13 protein-coding genes are annotated in these 17430 nt (G+C 48.7%); 7 read left to right on the top strand and 6 right to left on the bottom strand.

What is annotated here, in order from left to right; all coding sequences use genetic code 11:
- Positions 1-27 precede the first annotated feature (27 nt).
- The 6 genes from ACO6V5_RS01560 to ACO6V5_RS01535 all read left to right on the top strand — a co-directional run bounded on the left by ACO6V5_RS01560 (position 28) and on the right by ACO6V5_RS01535 (position 9316).
- Positions 28-456, top strand: a complete 429-nt coding sequence (locus ACO6V5_RS01560) for a hypothetical protein (RefSeq protein WP_422134674.1) — start codon at positions 28-30, stop codon at positions 454-456.
- A 101-nt stretch (positions 457-557) separates the two neighbouring features.
- Entirely contained in the window at positions 558-1445 is an 888-nt protein-coding gene (gene htpX, locus ACO6V5_RS01555; RefSeq protein WP_422134675.1) for a protease HtpX, read from the top strand.
- A gap of 328 nt (positions 1446-1773) precedes the next feature.
- A complete protein-coding gene (gene rnd, locus ACO6V5_RS01550; protein WP_422134676.1) occupies positions 1774-2919 on the top strand; it encodes a ribonuclease D in 1146 nt (381 codons plus the stop codon).
- Positions 2920-2962: 43 nt separating this feature from the next.
- A complete protein-coding gene (locus tag ACO6V5_RS01545; protein WP_422134677.1) occupies positions 2963-3211 on the top strand; it encodes a YcgL domain-containing protein in 249 nt (82 codons plus the stop codon).
- Positions 3212-3456: 245 nt separating this feature from the next.
- Positions 3457-8823: a hypothetical protein gene (locus tag ACO6V5_RS01540; RefSeq protein ID WP_422412272.1), complete on the top strand. Its 5367-nt coding sequence runs from the start codon at positions 3457-3459 to the stop codon at positions 8821-8823.
- Positions 8813-9316 carry a YcgN family cysteine cluster protein gene (locus tag ACO6V5_RS01535; RefSeq protein WP_422138595.1) on the top strand — a complete coding sequence of 168 codons (504 nt, stop codon included), beginning with the start codon at positions 8813-8815 and terminating at the stop codon, positions 9314-9316. Before ACO6V5_RS01540 ends, ACO6V5_RS01535 begins: the two co-directional genes overlap by 11 nt.
- A 119-nt stretch (positions 9317-9435) precedes the next feature.
- On the opposite strand, the gene ACO6V5_RS01530 is transcribed toward ACO6V5_RS01535, so the two are convergent.
- From ACO6V5_RS01530 to ACO6V5_RS01505, 6 genes are all read right to left on the bottom strand, one after another.
- The gene (locus tag ACO6V5_RS01530; RefSeq protein ID WP_422134680.1) at positions 9436-9711 is read right to left on the bottom strand and encodes a hypothetical protein; all 276 of its coding nucleotides are present in this window, start codon (positions 9709-9711) and stop codon (positions 9436-9438) included.
- Positions 9712-9785: 74 nt separating this feature from the next.
- A complete protein-coding gene (gene queF / locus ACO6V5_RS01525; protein WP_422138596.1) occupies positions 9786-10610 on the bottom strand; it encodes an NADPH-dependent 7-cyano-7-deazaguanine reductase QueF in 825 nt (274 codons plus the stop codon).
- Positions 10611-10701: 91 nt separating this feature from the next.
- A complete protein-coding gene (locus tag ACO6V5_RS01520; RefSeq protein WP_422137128.1) occupies positions 10702-11415 on the bottom strand; it encodes an ABC transporter permease in 714 nt (237 codons plus the stop codon).
- Between the two features lie 62 nt (positions 11416-11477).
- Complete coding sequence (locus tag ACO6V5_RS01515) at positions 11478-12449, bottom strand: ABC transporter ATP-binding protein (protein ID WP_422137129.1); 972 nt, start codon at positions 12447-12449, stop codon at positions 11478-11480.
- A gap of 258 nt (positions 12450-12707) precedes the next feature.
- Positions 12708-13613: a TIGR01777 family oxidoreductase gene (locus ACO6V5_RS01510; RefSeq protein WP_422134682.1), complete on the bottom strand. Its 906-nt coding sequence runs from the start codon at positions 13611-13613 to the stop codon at positions 12708-12710.
- Between the two features lie 413 nt (positions 13614-14026).
- On the bottom strand, positions 14027-15736 hold the full coding sequence (locus ACO6V5_RS01505) for a hypothetical protein (RefSeq protein ID WP_422412269.1): 1710 nt from the start codon (positions 15734-15736) through the stop codon (positions 14027-14029).
- Positions 15737-16126: 390 nt separating this feature from the next.
- Here ACO6V5_RS01505 and ACO6V5_RS01500 point away from each other — a divergent pair, with 390 nt between their 5' ends.
- On the top strand, positions 16127-17131 hold the full coding sequence (locus ACO6V5_RS01500; RefSeq protein WP_422138599.1) for a LacI family DNA-binding transcriptional regulator: 1005 nt from the start codon (positions 16127-16129) through the stop codon (positions 17129-17131).
- The last annotated feature ends 299 nt before the right edge of the window (positions 17132-17430 follow it).

Raw genomic sequence — 17430 nt, 5'->3', positions numbered from 1 at the left:
TGAATTCCAGACACTCACATTCTGAACATGGCTGACATCCACATCGACGACTTTTTTCATGATTGTGCCAAGACACTGGTACATCTCTACAATGTCTTCCCGCGGCTGACCTCTCTGTACGTCGACGACATCATTACGCCCGTGCCCGTGGATGAATTCGGATTACCCGGCAAGCGACACCAGGCCTGCTTTGACAGTTTTCTCTGGCTGGCCAGAGAAGGCTACATACACTACTCCGAAAGAGTTCGGCTGGAAGGGCTGGACCAGGTGGTTCTGACTGAAAAAAGTTTCCTCAGGCTCGGTATGCCAAGCCTGAAAACCGAATTGGAAGACCTGCCAGAACCGATGCTTCAGAAACAGAGGACTCTGGGCTGGCAGTTTCGTGAAACATTAAAATCCGGGACCACCCACCAGCTGAACCTGCTCTGCCAGCACTTTTTCGCCTGCAAAGCCTGAAGGAGTGTAAACATTGTTAAATGTGACGGGCTGAGGATTGAAATCCGGACTCAACGCCTCCATAGTCCAACTATCCAACTAACAAAGGCAACCATTCGGTAATGAAAAGAATTCTGCTATTTCTTGCAACTAACCTTGCTGTCATCGCAGTCGCCAGCATCACGCTTAACATCCTTGGCGTGGGTAGCTATGTCACAGCCCAGGGACTCGATATGAAGTCACTGCTGGCTTTCTGTGCCGTTTTCGGTTTTGCCGGTTCATTGGTTTCTCTGCTCCTTTCCAAAACCATGGCCAAGATGGGCACAGGCACCCAGGTTATCGATCAGCCCCGAACAGCCCAGGAGCGCTGGTTGATGGATACGGTCAAAGAGCTGTCTGAAAAAGCGGGCATTGGCATGCCGGAAGTGGGTATTTTCCCATCCCCGGAAACCAATGCTTTTGCCACCGGCTGGAACAAAAACGCCTCACTGGTTGCCGTGAGTCAGGGATTATTGGATCGTTTCAGCCCGAGGGAAGCAAGAGCCGTTATTGGTCACGAAATAGGTCACGTTGCTAACGGTGACATGGTGACGCTGGCGCTGATTCAGGGTGTTGTGAACACCTTCGTGATGTTCTTTGCACGTATCATCGGCTATGCCGTAGACAGCTTCCTCCGTCGTGATGAAGAAAACAGTGGCCCGGGTATTGGCTTTTATGTTGTCAGCTTTATTGCCGAGATTGTTCTGGGTATTGCCGCCAGCGCCATCGTGATGTGGTTCTCCCGCAAGCGAGAATTCCGTGCCGATGAAGCCGGTGCCGAGCTCGCAGGTCGTGGTGATATGATTGCCGCTCTGGAAAGACTGAGAGCTGAATACGACGCACCCAGTGCGATGCCTGCCACCATGACGGCCTTCGGTATTCGCAAGAACGGTCAGGGTGGCCTGGCCGCACTGTTCTCCAGCCACCCTCCTCTTGAAGATCGAATTCAGTCGCTGCAATCCCATCGCTGACAGGGTTTCTTTTATCGCACCCACTCCACAAGGCTCGCTGATGCGGGCCTTTTTATTACGAAAGCACTTCTGCTTCAGGATTACGAATACACACTTAGTCAAGCCAATGATGCATGTCTGCTCTGGCCTTCTTGATCCGGTAAATGTTCATAATTATTGTTTAATTCGATTGAGGATATACGTTTCAGCTTCTTCATGGGGGATGAGAGTATCTGAGCCATCTTGTCCACGAATTTACTGACTTTCTCATCAAGCCCTGGAGAATATTGTTTTGGCTTCAGAGACAAGCTCCTTATAATAGGCTTTTATTTCTAATCCAGCTGCTTATATGCCTATTGAACATCCTGACCCCATCTGGGTCCTCGACAGCGAAAGCCTTAACCATTACTGCCAGCAGTGGCTTGAGCTGGATGCCATTGCACTGGACACAGAGTTTATTCGCACTGATACCTTTTACCCTATTCCCGGACTGATTCAGGTGGGTACCGGTGACAGAGTTTTCCTGATTGACCCACTCAGTGTTCAGGACTGGGCTTCCTTTGGCCGGGTTCTGCAATCCAAATCTGTCATCAAAGTCCTTCACGCCTGCGGAGAAGATCTCGAAGTTTTCAATATTCTCACCGGCTGCCGCCCAGTTGCATTGCTGGATACACAGCTTGCTGCGGCCTATGCAGGACTGGGACATTCATTAAGCTACCAAAACTTGCTAAAGGCGCTTCTGGAAGTGGACCTGCCCAAGGATGCCACTCGCTCAGACTGGCTTCAGCGACCACTGACTGAAGCCCAGATCAGCTATGCCACGCTCGATGTCGTTCACCTGCTGGAAGCTTATGAGCTATTACTCGAAAAAATGAAAGGCAAGCCTCAGTTGCAATGGCTTAACGAGGATTGTGACACCTTGCTCAGCTCGCCATTGTTTCCGGTCCCCGGCGAAATCTGGAAAGATGTTAAGCGTGCCTGGCAATTGCAGCCTCAACAACTGGCGGTTTTACAGAAGATCTGTGAATACCGTGAACTGGAAGCCCGAAAAACCAATACCCCGCGCAACCGGGTCATCCCCAAGGGAAGCCTGTGGCCAATTGCCCGTTATATGCCGGAGAATATACGTTCACTCTCTTCCATTCAGGATATGAAACCCAAAACGCTTCGAAAATACGGCGGGATTATTCTGAACCTGGTCAAACAGGCCAAAGACAGTCCGGAAGCTGACTATCCGGAACAGCTCCCTGCCCCCCTGCCGAAAGCCGCCCGCGACTATGGCAAACTGATCAAGGCCTGGGTGACTCACAAATCAGATGAGCTGAATGTACCTGCAGAGCTGTTATTCCCGGGAAAAATGTCTAACGCACTCTTACGTCAGTGGCAAAACAGTGGCCGTTTTTCGATGCCAGAGAGCATTAAAGGCTGGCGACAACGGGAAATTGCCGAACCCCTGATTCTGGCTATGAAAGAGTACAAAGAGAACCAGAGATAATTACTTCCCAGACTCCAGGCAAATTCAAGATAGTATTAATATTATGTCTAAAATTCTTGCTTCCATTTTCAAAAGCAGCAAACGCAACGAGATGTACCTTTACGTTGACAAGCGTGATCAACTGAAGAAAGTCCCTGAAGCCCTTCATCAGGCTTTCGGCAAAGCTACCCATGTGATGGATATTCTGCTGACACCTGAGCGCAAACTGGCCAGGGCAGACATTGAAAAAGTGATGACCGGGATTCAGGAAAAGGGGTTTTACCTGCAGATGCCCCCAGCCGAAGAAGACTAAGTACCTGGCCAGTTGGTTTCGCATATTCTGGCGAGTGGATTTTTTCATCCTTCAAGGCGCAACGACGGGCGCGTAGCCGTAGCTACGCAACCAGAGTTGGAACGCAGAAGGGTGGAAAAAGCCGCCGTCCAGAATATGCGAAACCAACTGGTTAGGTACTTACATTCAACACCTTCCTGAAGAACTGCTGAGCTTTAACGACCCGCTGTGAAAACAAGGGTATAGAGCCCGGTTTGTCCTGAGCCTTGACATTCAGGGAAGCCAGTGGGTACCACCACAAACTGCAAAAACAAGGTTGCAGACAGGGAGTTGACTCAGAAATATTCGTCAACTCCGTTAATGGCGTGGTAGCCATTGCAGTGCTATACAGTCTCGTGCAAACGGCAACCAGTTCGCCTGAGTCTATGAGACGCTCACAAAAAAACAAAATTGTCTGCTCGGTAACCCAATCACTGCTTCTGCTAGTGACGATGGTGTTTTGGGAATCGCTGCCTGCATTGGGACTCACCGGCTCAAACTCGCTGCCAGCACATTCCTTATATGCCAATAAGCTGGCTAAACCTGAACAGCCCGACCCTTTTCCGTTTGGGTTTATGCTGCTCTCTTTCAGTTTGCTTCAGCTACTGCCGAATATCAGTCCTCATGAGTCGCTTCAACTGCCTCTCCTACCCGATTGGCCAATAAAACAAACACGCCGCATTGATCGGGTGACCTGGTCCCCTGAAGCGCCTGAGAAGACGACCAACACGCCCATCGCCATGGGTGCTGCCGGGGGAGATGATGGTGATAAGCCACCTGATGGAAACAACTGGAATTCTGACCCGGAACCCCAGCCTGACCTTATCCTTGTTCCTGATCCTGTTCAAAAATGCCAGCAACAAAAAAGACAACTGCTTAGAGTATTACGAATAAAACGACTATGGGCTACTATGACGGGCCAAACAACGCTGGCCCGGATTATGTCAGACCGGATCATGGTAATTAAAGCCGACCTTCTTGATCTGGAAAGGTCAGGCCCTGCCGGGTTTCAAACGGGGCTGGTTCAGTCATGGCTGGCAGAGAATGGTCAGGAACTCAGTGTTTACTGTGAAATCATTTCTGGCAAATATTCTGGCCGACAGGCGGCTTCCGGCGACAAGAATCAAACCTCCCGAACGACCAAAGAACCAACAACTGCGGCCACAGCTCAGAACAGCCAGAGGAGCCGGGGCGCAGCCCCTAACCAGAGAATCGCTTCAATAGACGGCAGCGATCGTGGAGGCGATGAGCCACCGGGCCCCTCAGCTCAGCAGGATACCGGAAAAGCCGCTGTCAATTGTTCGAAGTGTGACAAGGCGCTGACTCAACAGGAATTAAGACGTGTAGCTAATGAGACAGCAGCTTCAGCATTTTTATGCAACCAGTGCCTGTCGGACACTCACAGTAAAAAAAGGGCAAGACCAGCCCACCATGAAACAGAGCCGGATTCATCAGAACCCGCTCAGAAAAAAAAGAAGGACGTGGGTAGAAAGAGAAATATTTCAATAGCAGCCGCAGCACCACCGGCCAAAAAAAGTAAACCGGCAGACACTCAGCCCCCCGATGACCCATTGGAAAAAGTAAAAGAAAACATCAAATACAAATTAAGCAAGGAAGATCTGGAGAAAGTGCAAACTTTGCTTGAGGTATTCAAGAAAAAAAACATCACCGTCAAGCACACTTTTTATAAACTGCTTGGTTTCGTAGAGAGAGAGTCTTTTAATGGTTTCTTCGATAATGCCACTGCGTTTTTTGGGCAACTTCCTGAAAACGTCAAAAATACCGGCATGCTGACCAGCATGCTACATAATGTCAGAAAATATATTCGTAGCTTTGCACAAACTAGCCAGGATGAACTCGAATATTTGGCGGGTTTGGATTTATTGACTTCCCTCTCTTCCATGAACAATAGCAAAGGCATACCCAGACAAGAGGAAGTGGAAGAAGTGCTGGGCTGGCCGGAATGGAAAGACCAAAATGGCGAGTTCGACAGGGAGCGGTTCCAGTCTTTCTCGTCCATGTACAACACAAAAGGTTTGCCCGAGCATAAGGATGTGGAAGAGGTGCTTGGCTGGTCGGAGTGGAAAGACAAGGATGGCCAGTTCAATATAAAGTTATTCCGCTGCTTCTCATCCATGAATCATGCCAAGGGAAAGCTCAAATATGGGAAAGTGAAAGAAATATTGGGCTGGCCGGAATGGAAAGACAAGTATGGAAAGTTCAACATGGAGCTGTTCCGCGCCTTCTCGTCCCTGAATAGTTCCAAAGGCATGCTTAAACATGAGGCAGTGGAAGAGATCCTTGACTGGCCGGAATGGAAAGACAAGTATGGAAAGTTCAATATGGAGCTGTTCCGCGCCTTCTCGTCCCTGAATAGTTCCAAAGGCATGCTTAAACATGAGGCAGTGGAAGAGATCCTTGACTGGCCGGTATGGAAAGACAAGGATGGCGAGTTCAATATGGAGCTGTTCCGCGCTTTCTCTTCCATGAATAGTTGCAAAGGCATGCTCAAAAAAAAGGAAGTGGAAGAGGTGCTGGCCTGGCCGGAATGGAAAGACAGGGATGACGAGTTCAATATGGAGCTGTTCCGCGCTTTCTCTTCCATGAATAACGGCAAAGGCGTGCCCAAAAATGAGGAACATAAGAAATTAAAAGCGATGCTGGGCTGGCCGGAATGGAGAGACAAGAATGGTCAGTTCAATATGGAGTTATTCCGCTCTTTCTCGTCTATGTTCGCCAAAAGAGGCATACCCAAACACAAGGAAGTGAAAGTGGTGCTGGGCTGGCAGCTATGGAAGGACAAGGATGGCCAGTTCAATATGGAGCTGTTCCGCGCTTTCTCGTCCCTGAATGGTTCCAAAGGCATGCCTTTACATGAGGAAGTGAAAGAGATCCTGAGCTGGCCGGTATGGAAAGACAAGGATGGCGAGTTCAATATCGAGCTGTTGCGCGCTTTCTCATCCATGAATTGTGGCAGAGGCATGCTCAAAAAAAAGGAAGTGGAAGAGGTGCTGGCCTGGCCGGAATGGAAAGACAGGGATGGCAAGTTCAATATGGAGCTGTTCCGCGCATTCTCGTCCATACATAACAACAAAGGCGTGCCCAAACATGAGGAGCATAAAAAATTAAAAGCGATGTTGAACTGGCCGGAATGGAGAGATGAGGATAGCCAATTCAATATGGATTTATTCCGCTCTTTCTCGTCTATGTTCGCCAAAAGAGGTATGCCCAAACACAAGGAAGTGAAAGCGGTGCTGGGTTGGCAGGTATGGAAAGACAAGGATGGCGAGTTCAGTATGGAGCTGTTCCGCACCTTCGCGTCCTTGAATCATGCCAGAGGCTTGCCTGAACATGAAGAGGAAGTGAAAGAGCTTCTGGGCTGGCAGGTATGGAAAGATGAGTATGGCGAGTTCAGTATGGAGCGATTCCGTACTTTCACAGCCATGAATTCTGGCAAAGGCCCACCCAGATATGAGGACGTAAAAGAGATGCTGAACTGGCCGGAATGGAAAGAAAAGGATGGCAAGTTCGTTATGGAGCGGCTCCGCGCATTTTCTTCCATGAATTTTAGCCGGGGCATGCCCAGATATGAGCAAGTGAAAAGAGTGCTTGGCTGGCCGGAGTGGAAAGACCAGGATGGCGAGTTCAGTAAGGAGCGGTTCCGTGCCTTCTCGTCCATAAATTATGGCCAGGGCGTGCCCAAACATGGGCCAGTGAAAAAAGTAATGAACTGGATAAGCTGCGGGGGGGCACCCAACCATCTGTTATTGCAAATTATGGCCAGACTCTGGGCATCAGAAGGGCTACCTGCTACCGAAGAGCTGAAACACCAGGAAGCACAACTGAAGCAGTGGCTGTTGACAGAATCTACTGAAGAAAATAGCGGCTTGGATGACAACCTGGATAATGAAGAGAATGACAAATTCAATCGCCAGCTAAAAACAGTTTCCCTTTATCTTTCCACCCCTAAACCAGACTGGTTAATCAACTGGGCGGTTTTAAAACAATTTCACCACCGTGAAAAGACTAAACCCGCTCTGATGCTGAAATCATTAATAAGGCTTCTGTCTTCTTATGGAGGGAAAGGCGTCAGGAACTATCTTAAAGCTAATCAACGGAACCGGAATTTTTTGTGGCGTCATTCGGGTAAAACCACGCCTTTGCACGTGTTAAAGAAGACAATGGCTTTGTTTTCTTCAGATGAATACAGAGAGCGTTATGTCTACTTTGTCAAGCGGCTGATGTCATTGCCGGGTAAAAACCAATGGCAACAGCTCTCAACCCGGTTGCAACAACTATCGGGCGTGCTGAAACACGACTCTATGAAAAGACTCTACTGGGAAATCCTGCAACCCTTAACAAAGGATGATCAACTGCGTTTTCTGGATGCCAGCCATGCCCGGGCTGTATTCGATCTGTTTCCTTCTTTGAGCGCCCTGCAAAAACTCAGCAAAGAGCATTCCTCTCAATATTTAAAACGGCTGCTTGAAGCCTGCCTGCAACTAAAAACCCATGAAATCACCAAAAAAGGCATCCAGATACTGTTTGAAGCCTTACTCAAAACCCATAGTCTTCTGCCCTGGGATCAGGATATCCCCGATCACTTTCTGTCCGGGATGCGTTCAACCGATAACAACAATGTTGAGATAACTGTCTCTGGACATATCCAGTCAGGAAAGCAGTTGGCCCTGAGCTATATCGCTGTGCTGATGCAAAACCTCAACGAGATGTCTTTTACCATCAAAGGGCAGCGGCTTGAGGTTGAGGTTGACGGTGTTCAGACCTACCGTTTCCCCATGCCACTGCTGAAAATACGGGATGAAAAAATAGAAATCAGCAACTGGACAGAGGAGCAACTCAGGATTTTTTTGAAAATCACTGAGATGTCTGAACGTTATTATCTGACAGCAGATGAGTGGCAAAAGCGTTTAAAACCCGATTGCCCGGTATACATCCAAAGACGTAAAGCCAAACTGGCCGCAAACAGAGAGCTGAGGGCAGAAGGTGCGTTGACAGCAGCCCCCTTCAATCCGATACCTGTTCATGTTCTGATTCTTCTGGTCAGGAGAGGAATGACCATCAAACCCATCACCTGGAGATCCCTTGACCATCATAAAGAGAGACTGCCTGCCCCCCTGTTTTGCCAACTGAGAGAAAAAGTCGAAGCATCAGGTAGCGAGTGCCCCGATGAGATTAAAGAATCGCTGTCCCAATACCTGGACATCATTCAACCCGGAGACGCTGAAGCCTGTGACACGGTGAGTGAAACAGAAGCACAAAGCATTAACCTGCCAGACAGCAAAAGAGAAAAACAGGCGTTTGACAGTTTGTGGTCAAAGCTAAACCAGACAGAAATTTTTGGCACCGAAATTCTGAACTTACTCGACGAGTATGGGGATGAAATGGAGCTTACGCATACGGTGACCGTCCTTAAAAAAGCCAAAATCGATATCGCTGACTACATACTGGAAGGATGGAGGCAACGGGCATGCAGTAAAATAGAGCAGTTAAAAAAACGGGACACTTTATTATCAGATGTTGCTCCTGATGTTTATCAGAACTGTCAGGAACTGGAGTTGCTTGATGAGCATTAGTCCGTTAGTTTCCCAGTCACACGACACTGTAAATAGTCGGCATTGCGATATGACAACACCTTTCTGGCAGACCCAATCTCTCGAACAGATGACCCCTGAAGAATGGGAGAGTCTTTGCGATGGCTGTGGTCGCTGCTGCCTGCAAAAACTCGAAGATGAGGAGACAGGAGAGGTTCACAACACCTCTCTGGCCTGCCAGCTGCTGGATATTCACAGCTGCCGGTGTTCAGACTATGAACACCGAAAGGAAAAGGTTCCTCAATGCCTGAAACTTACAGCCGGTGATATACCTCATTTTCACTGGTTGCCAGACACCTGTGCCTACCGACTCCTGGCCGAAGGTAAATCGCTCTTCGACTGGCACCCTCTGATATCGGGAAACCCGAACAGCGTTCACCTGGCTGGCATTTCCGTCAGGGCCTTTGCGCAATCAGAAACCTCGGTGCCTGAAGAGGATTGGGAAGATTACATTATCCCCATGCGGCCTGTTTAGAGTTGAGTCACAAGCAAACGAAGTGGCCTCTCCTGCCAGGTTTTTGCTGGCTCCCGGTGTCGGGGAGCCGTTATTTGCCCTTGGCGGAGTTACAGGTCAACTGTGTCAGATCGACTGAGCTATGGGGAGAAGTAATCCAGTACCTCTGTATAGTGGACGCAGCCTCGAATCACAATACCGATATGGCTGGGGAAGAAGTTTGTTGGAGCTGGGTAGCCCTGCACCAGATAAGGAAGAAACTGTTGTCTGCTGGACAACCAGAGAATACCCCAGCCGTTTGATAAAAGTATTAAACTAGCCACTGAATGATAGTCATAAGGACTGCGGATAACATAGCCTGCGGCAAAACTTTTACAGGAAAGACAAAGAGCAGTAAGAGCTATATATTTTTTCATATCGGTAGAGAACCTCCATATACCAAAGAATATATATGGACCAACTTACTGATCTTGCAACTCAAAACCTGACTTTATTGCCTGATCAGACGCCCATCATCCTGCCCGGCCTGATCAGTGCTGCGCCATGGGTTAATATCCAGCCCCCCCCGGCGTACATAGCGGGCATAGACGGTCAGGGACTCCATTTTGAAACGGGCCTGTATTTCTGTGAATACTCTTTCCACACATTGCTCATGAAATTCCTGATGCCCACGGAATGAACAGATAAACTTCAGAAACGACTCATGACTAATGGCTTCTCCCTTATATTGAACAACCACAGTTCCCCAGTCTGGCTGCCCGGTCACAGGACAGTTGGACTTCAGCAGATGAGAATGGATAGTTTCTTCCCGAATGCCTTCAGCCTTTTGCAAAAGATCAGGTGTATAGTCATAGCAATCAATAACCACATCCAGCTCATCCACTCCGGTGCCGGGAGCCGATTTGAATCCGAAAGCTTCCATTTCAGCAATCGTCATCAGCTTTACTCTGACCGGCGCACCTGCAGCCTGGCTGAGATCCTTTTCCATAACCGCCTGAACCTGTGCCACAGAATCAAACTGAGTCTGGTTGAATGAGTTCAGATAAAGCTTGAAGGACTTGGATTCAATCAGGCAGGGAGACTGGCAGGGCAGCTCAAAGCGACCGATCATTGCCAACGGCTTACCCTTGGCGTCAAGCCAGGACAGCTCATAACCAAACCAGACATCACTGCCTGCAAAAGGGAGGTTATCGGGGTCCAGCCCCAACTCCAACTGCTTCTCCCTGCGGGGAATAGGGAACAAAACTTCCGGATTATACTCCGCCTGATACTCACTGTTTTTCCCCAGCGGGGAAGCATTCACTAATTCACTCATAACTTCACTTGACCCAATCCTGTTTGCCCGGCAACCCGGCCAGATCAGTATCCTCTGGAAAAAACGAGGCCTGGAAAGCCTCGCTTCAAATTCAGTTTCGAAGGCCTTTGCCCACTCGCAGAAGGTGGAGAGCCCAGGCGGCCAGTATTACGATAGCCAGAACCATCACAACAAAAGCCCAACCTAAACTGATACCACTGTCCTGTCCCAGGATTCCATATCGAAAGGCATTCACCTGATACAGGATAGGATTCAGCAGCGAGATGGATCGAAATGGCTCTGGAAGCACGTCTATCGAGTAGAAAACACCTCCCAGGTAAGTAAGAGGCGTCAGTACGAAGGTCGGGATGATGGCCACATCGTCAAACTTTCTGGCAAACACTGCATTGATGAAACCACCCAGTGCAAACAGAGTTGCAGTCAGGAAAACAGCCAGCAGGGTAATAAGAATATGATGTACCTGTAGTTCTACGAAGAAAGCGCCCAGTAGCATAACCAGAACACCTACGTAGACCCCCCTGACAACACCACCCATGGTGTAACCGGCCAGAATCACCCAGTTCGGTACGGGTGACACCAGCAACTCTTCAACACACTTCTGAAACTTGTTACTGAAAAAGCTGGAAGCCACATTAGTGAAGCTGTTGGTAATCACCGCCATCATGACCAGACCCGGTACGACAAAGGTCATATAATCAAAGCCACCCATCTCGCCCACTCTGGAGCCAATAACAGCACCAAAAATAACGAAATACAAAGACATGGTCATCGCCGGTGGCAATAGCGTCTGTGGCCAGATCCGCATGAAACGACGAATTTCTTTAGTGAAGATCGTATTAAATGCAACCAGGTTATATTTCCACTCACTCACTGTGCACTTCCTCCCTTCACGGCCGCGCTGTCCTTTGTTTGCCCTGAAGCCGCTAAAGCATCCGAAGTCAGACTGACAAACAACTCCTCAAGACGGTTGGACTTGTTTCTCATACTGGCCACTTCAATTTGATATTCACTCAGCTGCCGGAACAGGTCATTAACCCCCTGGTGCTTGCCGACCTCAACTTCAATACTGTGGTTATCCAACTTCTTGACAATATAATCCGCAAGGGTCGGCAGATCTCCAATCGGCTGTTTCAGATCCAGCACAAAACTTTCTTGTTGCAGTTTGCCCAGCAGAGCCTTGGTGCTGGTGTTCTCGACGATCCTGCCACTGTCAATGATGCCGATATTGCGGCAGAGCTGCTCGGCTTCCTCAAGGTAATGAGTAGTCAGGATAATCGTGGTGCCCTGCTCATTGATCTCCCTGAGAAAATCCCAGAGAGAGCGGCGAAGTTCAATATCAACTCCGGCGGTCGGTTCATCAAGAATCAGTAGTTTTGGCTGATGAATCAGGGCTCTGACAATCATCAAACGTCGCTTCATACCACCGGACAACATTCTTGAGACATTGTGTCGTTTATCCCACAGGCCCAGCTGCTTGAGATACTTCTCGGCACGTTTGCGGGCTTCTTTTGCCGATATGCCGTAATAGCCGGCCTGCGTCACAATGATATCTTCAACTTTTTCAAACTGGTTGAAGTTGAACTCCTGGGGAACGACGCCCAGCATCCGCTTGGCCTTGACAAGGTCAGTATCAATATCGTGCCCGAATATTGAAACCTCGCCTGAAGTCTTGCGAACCAATGATGAAATAATACCAATAGTGGTTGATTTGCCAGCACCATTGGGTCCCAGCAGGGCGTAAAAATCGCCTTCCTCAACTGAGAGATCAATCCCTTTCAGGGCTTGAAATCCATTGTCGTATTGTTTTCTAAGATTCTGTATTTTCAGTGCCTGGGGCATGCTTCTATAGTCCGTATTATGCAGGATTTCTTCTCCATCAGAGCCTCTGCACAGTTTCACTCTTGCTTTACCCTGCTTCCTTTTCATCCATTGCGTGAAGTCAAACAGAGGCGATTAGTCTTGGCAGTTACTTTGAACGTTTTTCCATCATCAGGAAATAGAAAAATATCCTGTTGCTTATGGCTGTCAGTACTTAAAAGAGGGTCATTTTATTATAAAACGACGAAGTAAACGGCACTTTTAGAGCATTTTTTCACGCTATGCTCTGATCAACTGCGTCAGTGCCGGTTTCAATTGTGGATAGGTGAACTGATAGCCTTCAGCCATTAGACGCTCTGGATAAACATTCTGGCCTTTCAATACCATTTCAGAAGATTCCCCCAACATCCACTTCAGAACCCTTGCTGGCATTTTCAACAAGGCGGGACGATTGAGAGTACCAGCCAGAGCCATCGCAAAGTCTTTATTGCTGACCGCTTCAGGGGCGGTGGCATTAAAAGCACCCTCAGCTGATTCATTCTCCAACAAAAACAGCAGCGCATTCACCATATCTTCCATGTGAATCCACGACATCATCTGTTGGCCAGAACCCAGCGGACCTCCAATCCCTAAACGAAAAGGAGTCATCATTTCATGCAACGCACCTCCTTCGGGGTGTAACACAACGCCAGTTCTGACCAGACAAACCCGTACCCCCAGACCTTTGGCACGCTCGGCAGCCTGTTCCCAGCGCACACAGAGCCCTGAAGCAAAGTCGTCTCCTGCGCCGGAAGACTCGTCCAGACGGGCCGCATCATCCCTGCCACCATAAAACCCGATGGCAGAGCCACTGATCAGGCAGCCTGGTCGGTTTTCCATTCGTTCAATCAGGTCAACCAGTTCTGAAGTCAGGGCGACCCGGCTATCGAGCAACTGTGTTTTTCTCGAGGGTGTCCAACGTTTATCCATTACCCCCTCACCGGCCAGATTGATAACGGCATCGAAAGCCACAGAAGGATTCACTGCCGTCAAAGACTTCACAGAACTCACTTCAGGGGTCAGCAGACGTTGGACACCCACGGCATCCTGCCTGCTTAAAATGGTCAGTCGATGCCCTCTTGACAAAAGCCTGGCCACCAGTCGTCGGCCAATAAATCCTGTTCCCCCGGTAATCAGTATCTGCATAACATTAAGTCCTGAAAAAAAACCTTGAGATGGTATTAAAACGTCTTCGGTCCCACGGGACAAAAACCCATGGTTCCATAGTAAACAGCCATGGGGGTCAGAAACAATTTTTCACTGACGATTTTATTACAGAAAGAATGAACTCCGGGCAGTTTTTTTACCCATAAAAAAATACCCGTGGTCCCCTCAAACCCGGGTATTTGATCGGCTGGCTTGTCACTGGCTCCCGCTTCTTTTTTTTATGTCCTTAATTCTCTGGCGCTTTTTATTATTTTTCTTGATTGCCTGAGTGATTCCATAATACGTACTAGCCACTATCAAAACCTTGACCTACATCAATAAAACTTCGGTTTACACTTACCCATCCATCCAAGCCTGACATGCGACACACTCTGAAAGAGCGGAGAAACAAATTAAGGTCTGAGGTTATCTTTCTGGTCCATATCAACGGGCTTGCGTTTTCGATGTATTCTTTTGTGGATCGACAAGGCTTGAGCATTATTGCAGACAGCCCCGCATGACCGCTGCTGACCATCCTCCCCGAACTCTCTCAGGTTACAGATTTTTTGTCCGCTATGGCTTCTGTTTTTGTGAGACAACAGGATTCCGGCATTTTCGCAGACTCTCCCACATGTCTGTGGATGCCCATCTTCTCCGACCACGATTTCGTCACAGGTTTTTTGCCCACCGTGTACTTTGACTTTGTGACTCCACATGGCTTTAGCATTCTTGCAAACCATTCCGCATGGCCGTGGCTGGCCGTCCTCCCAGACTATTGTTACATCACAGGTTTTTTGCCCGCTATGGTATGTGACTTTGTGATTCGCCAGGGCTTGACTATTCTTGCAGACTACTCCGCATGGCTGCGGCTGGCCATCCTTCCCGACTACTGTGGCGTCACAGGTCTTTTGCCCGGTATGGTATTGGCTTTTGTGTGACGACAGGCCTTTAGCATTCTTGTAGGTCCTCCCGCATGGTCGATGCAGGCCATCCTCCCCAACCACAATCGCATTGCAGGTTTGTTGCCCGGAGTGAATTAATCTTTTGTGATACGCCAGGGCTGTAGCACTCTTGCAGACCATCCCGCATGACTGCCGCTGTCCATCCTCCCCGGCTACTGATACATCACAGGTTTGTGGCCCGGAGTGGATTCCTCTTTTGTGATCGAATAGAGCTTTTGCATTCTTGCAGACCGTTCCACATGGCTGTGGCTGGCCATCCTTCCCAACCCTGATTGCATTACAAGTTTTTTCCCCGCTGTGAATGCTGCGTTTGTGACTTAAAAGCGCTTTGTTATTCTTGAGGACCTTCCCGCATTGCCGCAGTTGACCATCCTCTCCAACCAGGATCACGTTGCAGGTTACTTGCCAGTCAGGGTCAATTGTATTAGCTGTTCCTGCTGCCATTGAATCTGAGGCGACCCCGTCTAAGGCGACCCCGTCTAAGGCGACCCCGTCTATCAAGTTGCAACGATAACAGTGTGCATTGGTCAAATGGTTGCATAAGCTGTGTTCGGGTGTTGCTACAGTGCTGTCTGTCGAACTTTCTTCACAATTCTGCACTCCGCTAACCAATGAATCGGAAAATTGTCGAAATCGACAGACGCCATGACAGGGCTGGACAAAACAATTTAAACCCAACGAATGCTGGTGTCGTTCAGAGCCTCCGTTCCCGTCACTGTAGTCAGTATCCCGGGGGCGGATGAAAGAACCTGTTCGGTGGCGGTTGACTGGTGGTCCTTGCTGGCTGGATGGTTCTGATGGCTGGTGTTGTTGCTGATCCTGTTCTGAGCCAAACATAAATGCCGCCTCTTGTTGTTCAATCGGGTTAAACAGCGGTGAATCTATGTTCCAATAGCCTTTCAAAAGCCAACTGACAGTGACAATCATTTCTACAGATAACCATGAATAAGGGGTTGAGCTTAGAGTAATGATTGTTTTTGCCCTGTAGTTGCCAGGTTTTTGTCGTTTGTTATCAGCAGGAAAATCGGGTTCTTCATAAACGTCTGTGTCGGTAATCTCTAGCGGGTTGTCACACAATGTTCGCAGTTCACGCTTTATAGAAAAGCTCTGTTTTGAAAAATCTACAATCTGTTTAGACTCGAAAATAAAATGCTCTGTCAAAGATTTAGCCTGACAAATCGCAGACAACAGCGACAGCAGCACAATAAAGAGTGAGTGTTTAATAATCCTATCCCTGTCTTCTGACCTACAGAGAGAAAGGATAGATCAAGAAAATAAGTGTGTTTTTGTGTTTTCCTAATACCAGACATCTGTTTGTTGTTGACCTGATTCTCATCGACGAAGTCCATAATTTGGTTTTTTGACTTATATCAACCATTATGAGGCCGGTCGATAAAACCGGTTACATCTAAAAACACACAGCGCAGACCGGTGTCCTGACTATCTTTACCTTGAAACATTTTCTGAGGACCATTTAATGACATCCATGCTGGCCCGGGAAATGGTTCAGGAGTTGATAACACTTCACAAAAAAGTCGATCAGAAGCAATAATGGCAACCATTAAAGATGTCGCTGAGCGAGCCAAAGTATCCCGCGCTACGGTATCCAGGGTACTGAACAACACCGGACAGGTAAAGGAGACAACTCGTCTGAGAGTAGAGTCCGCCATCGACGAACTGAATTATCATCCAAATCCTGTTGCCCAGTCACTGGCGAGCAATACCACCAATACCATCGGCTTGATGGTCTCGTCCTTCCGGGGTGTTTTTTTTGGTGACCTTATGGCAGAGGTTCAGCAGGTCGCAGACTCTGCAGGTAAAGTGATGATCGTCACCCAGGGCAAGCACAGTGCTGAAAGCGAGCGTGCCGCTATCGACCACCTGATCAACATGCGGGTTGACGGATTACTGCTGCACGTCCGTTACCTGGGTGATGATGAGCTGATTAACATTGCAGAAACCGCTCCGCCCTTTGTACTTCTGGATCGTTACGTCGATGTCCTGGCCGACCGCTGCGTCACCTTTGATCACATCAAAGCCAGCGACAACACCGTAGAACTGCTTCTGAAAAATGGCCACACCTGTATTGCCTGTCTGGCCGGAAAACTCGCCAAGTCAAAAGCAAAAGAACGTTTCCAGGGTTATGCCAATGCCCTTACCCGGCATGATATTGCCCTGGATATGGACCTGATCACTGAAGGCAACTATACGAGACAAGCCGGATACGAAGGCACCAGGCAACTACTCACAACCGGCAAACCTTTTACTGCTGTATTTGCTTGCAGCGAAGAGATGGCGGCAGGTTGTATGGACGCCTTTCGTGAAAACAACATCCGTGTGCCCGAAGACGTTTCTCTCATCAGTTATGACAGTGTGGACCTTTGTACTTTCCTGACTCCACATGTCACTGCATTGCATTTTCCAATGACAGAGATGGCCAGAGTTGCCGGAGAACTCTTGATGAACCGACTACGGGAGGAGGGTTTTAGCAGGCCGGAAAGCACCCATTTTGAGGGCGAGCTACGCCTGAGAGATTCAATAGGAAGGCTCTGTTAGTTTTACTTCAGTTTGTCAAAGGACTTTCATCCTAGGAGGCTGACCGAGAATAGCGCCCGTAGCGAGGACGGCAGAAAATTGAGGATGAAAATTCGGTTTTGTGAGGAGAATAGCGAGCTATTTGACGAACAAAAGCGGATTTTCAGACCAATTTGCTGCCGCCGCAGTAGGGCAGTCTATTCTCGGTCAGCCTCCTAGACTGTCGCCGCCCTCAGCGGCGCACGTGCCCGGACTTGCAATACACCCAGGAAAGAAGATGTTTTTTTCTACGCTCATGGCTGTTTGGTCTATTCTTCCAT

The sequence above is a fragment of the Endozoicomonas sp. ALD068 genome (genome assembly GCF_049310145.1).
Lineage (GTDB): Bacteria > Pseudomonadota > Gammaproteobacteria > Pseudomonadales > Endozoicomonadaceae > Endozoicomonas_A.
Note: the sequence above shows the minus strand (reverse complement) of the source record. Positions and strands in the feature narration are given on the sequence as shown.

What these genes read in the sequence shown, in the direction of transcription:
- ACO6V5_RS01560 (WP_422134674.1), top strand. Translation starts at nt 28, where the DNA reads ATGGCTGACATCCACATCGACGACTTTTTTCATGATTGTGCCAAGACA.
- htpX (WP_422134675.1), top strand. Translation starts at nt 558, where the DNA reads ATGAAAAGAATTCTGCTATTTCTTGCAACTAACCTTGCTGTCATCGCA.
- rnd (WP_422134676.1), top strand. Translation starts at nt 1,774, where the DNA reads ATGCCTATTGAACATCCTGACCCCATCTGGGTCCTCGACAGCGAAAGC.
- ACO6V5_RS01545 (WP_422134677.1), top strand. Translation starts at nt 2,963, where the DNA reads ATGTCTAAAATTCTTGCTTCCATTTTCAAAAGCAGCAAACGCAACGAG.
- ACO6V5_RS01535 (WP_422138595.1), top strand. Translation starts at nt 8,813, where the DNA reads ATGAGCATTAGTCCGTTAGTTTCCCAGTCACACGACACTGTAAATAGT.
- ACO6V5_RS01530 (WP_422134680.1), bottom strand. Translation starts at nt 9,711, where the DNA reads ATGAAAAAATATATAGCTCTTACTGCTCTTTGTCTTTCCTGTAAAAGT.
- queF (WP_422138596.1), bottom strand. Translation starts at nt 10,610, where the DNA reads ATGAGTGAATTAGTGAATGCTTCCCCGCTGGGGAAAAACAGTGAGTAT.
- ACO6V5_RS01520 (WP_422137128.1), bottom strand. Translation starts at nt 11,415, where the DNA reads ATGCGGATCTGGCCACAGACGCTATTGCCACCGGCGATGACCATGTCT.
- ACO6V5_RS01515 (WP_422137129.1), bottom strand. Translation starts at nt 12,449, where the DNA reads ATGCCCCAGGCACTGAAAATACAGAATCTTAGAAAACAATACGACAAT.
- ACO6V5_RS01510 (WP_422134682.1), bottom strand. Translation starts at nt 13,613, where the DNA reads ATGCAGATACTGATTACCGGGGGAACAGGATTTATTGGCCGACGACTG.
- ACO6V5_RS01500 (WP_422138599.1), top strand. Translation starts at nt 16,127, where the DNA reads ATGGCAACCATTAAAGATGTCGCTGAGCGAGCCAAAGTATCCCGCGCT.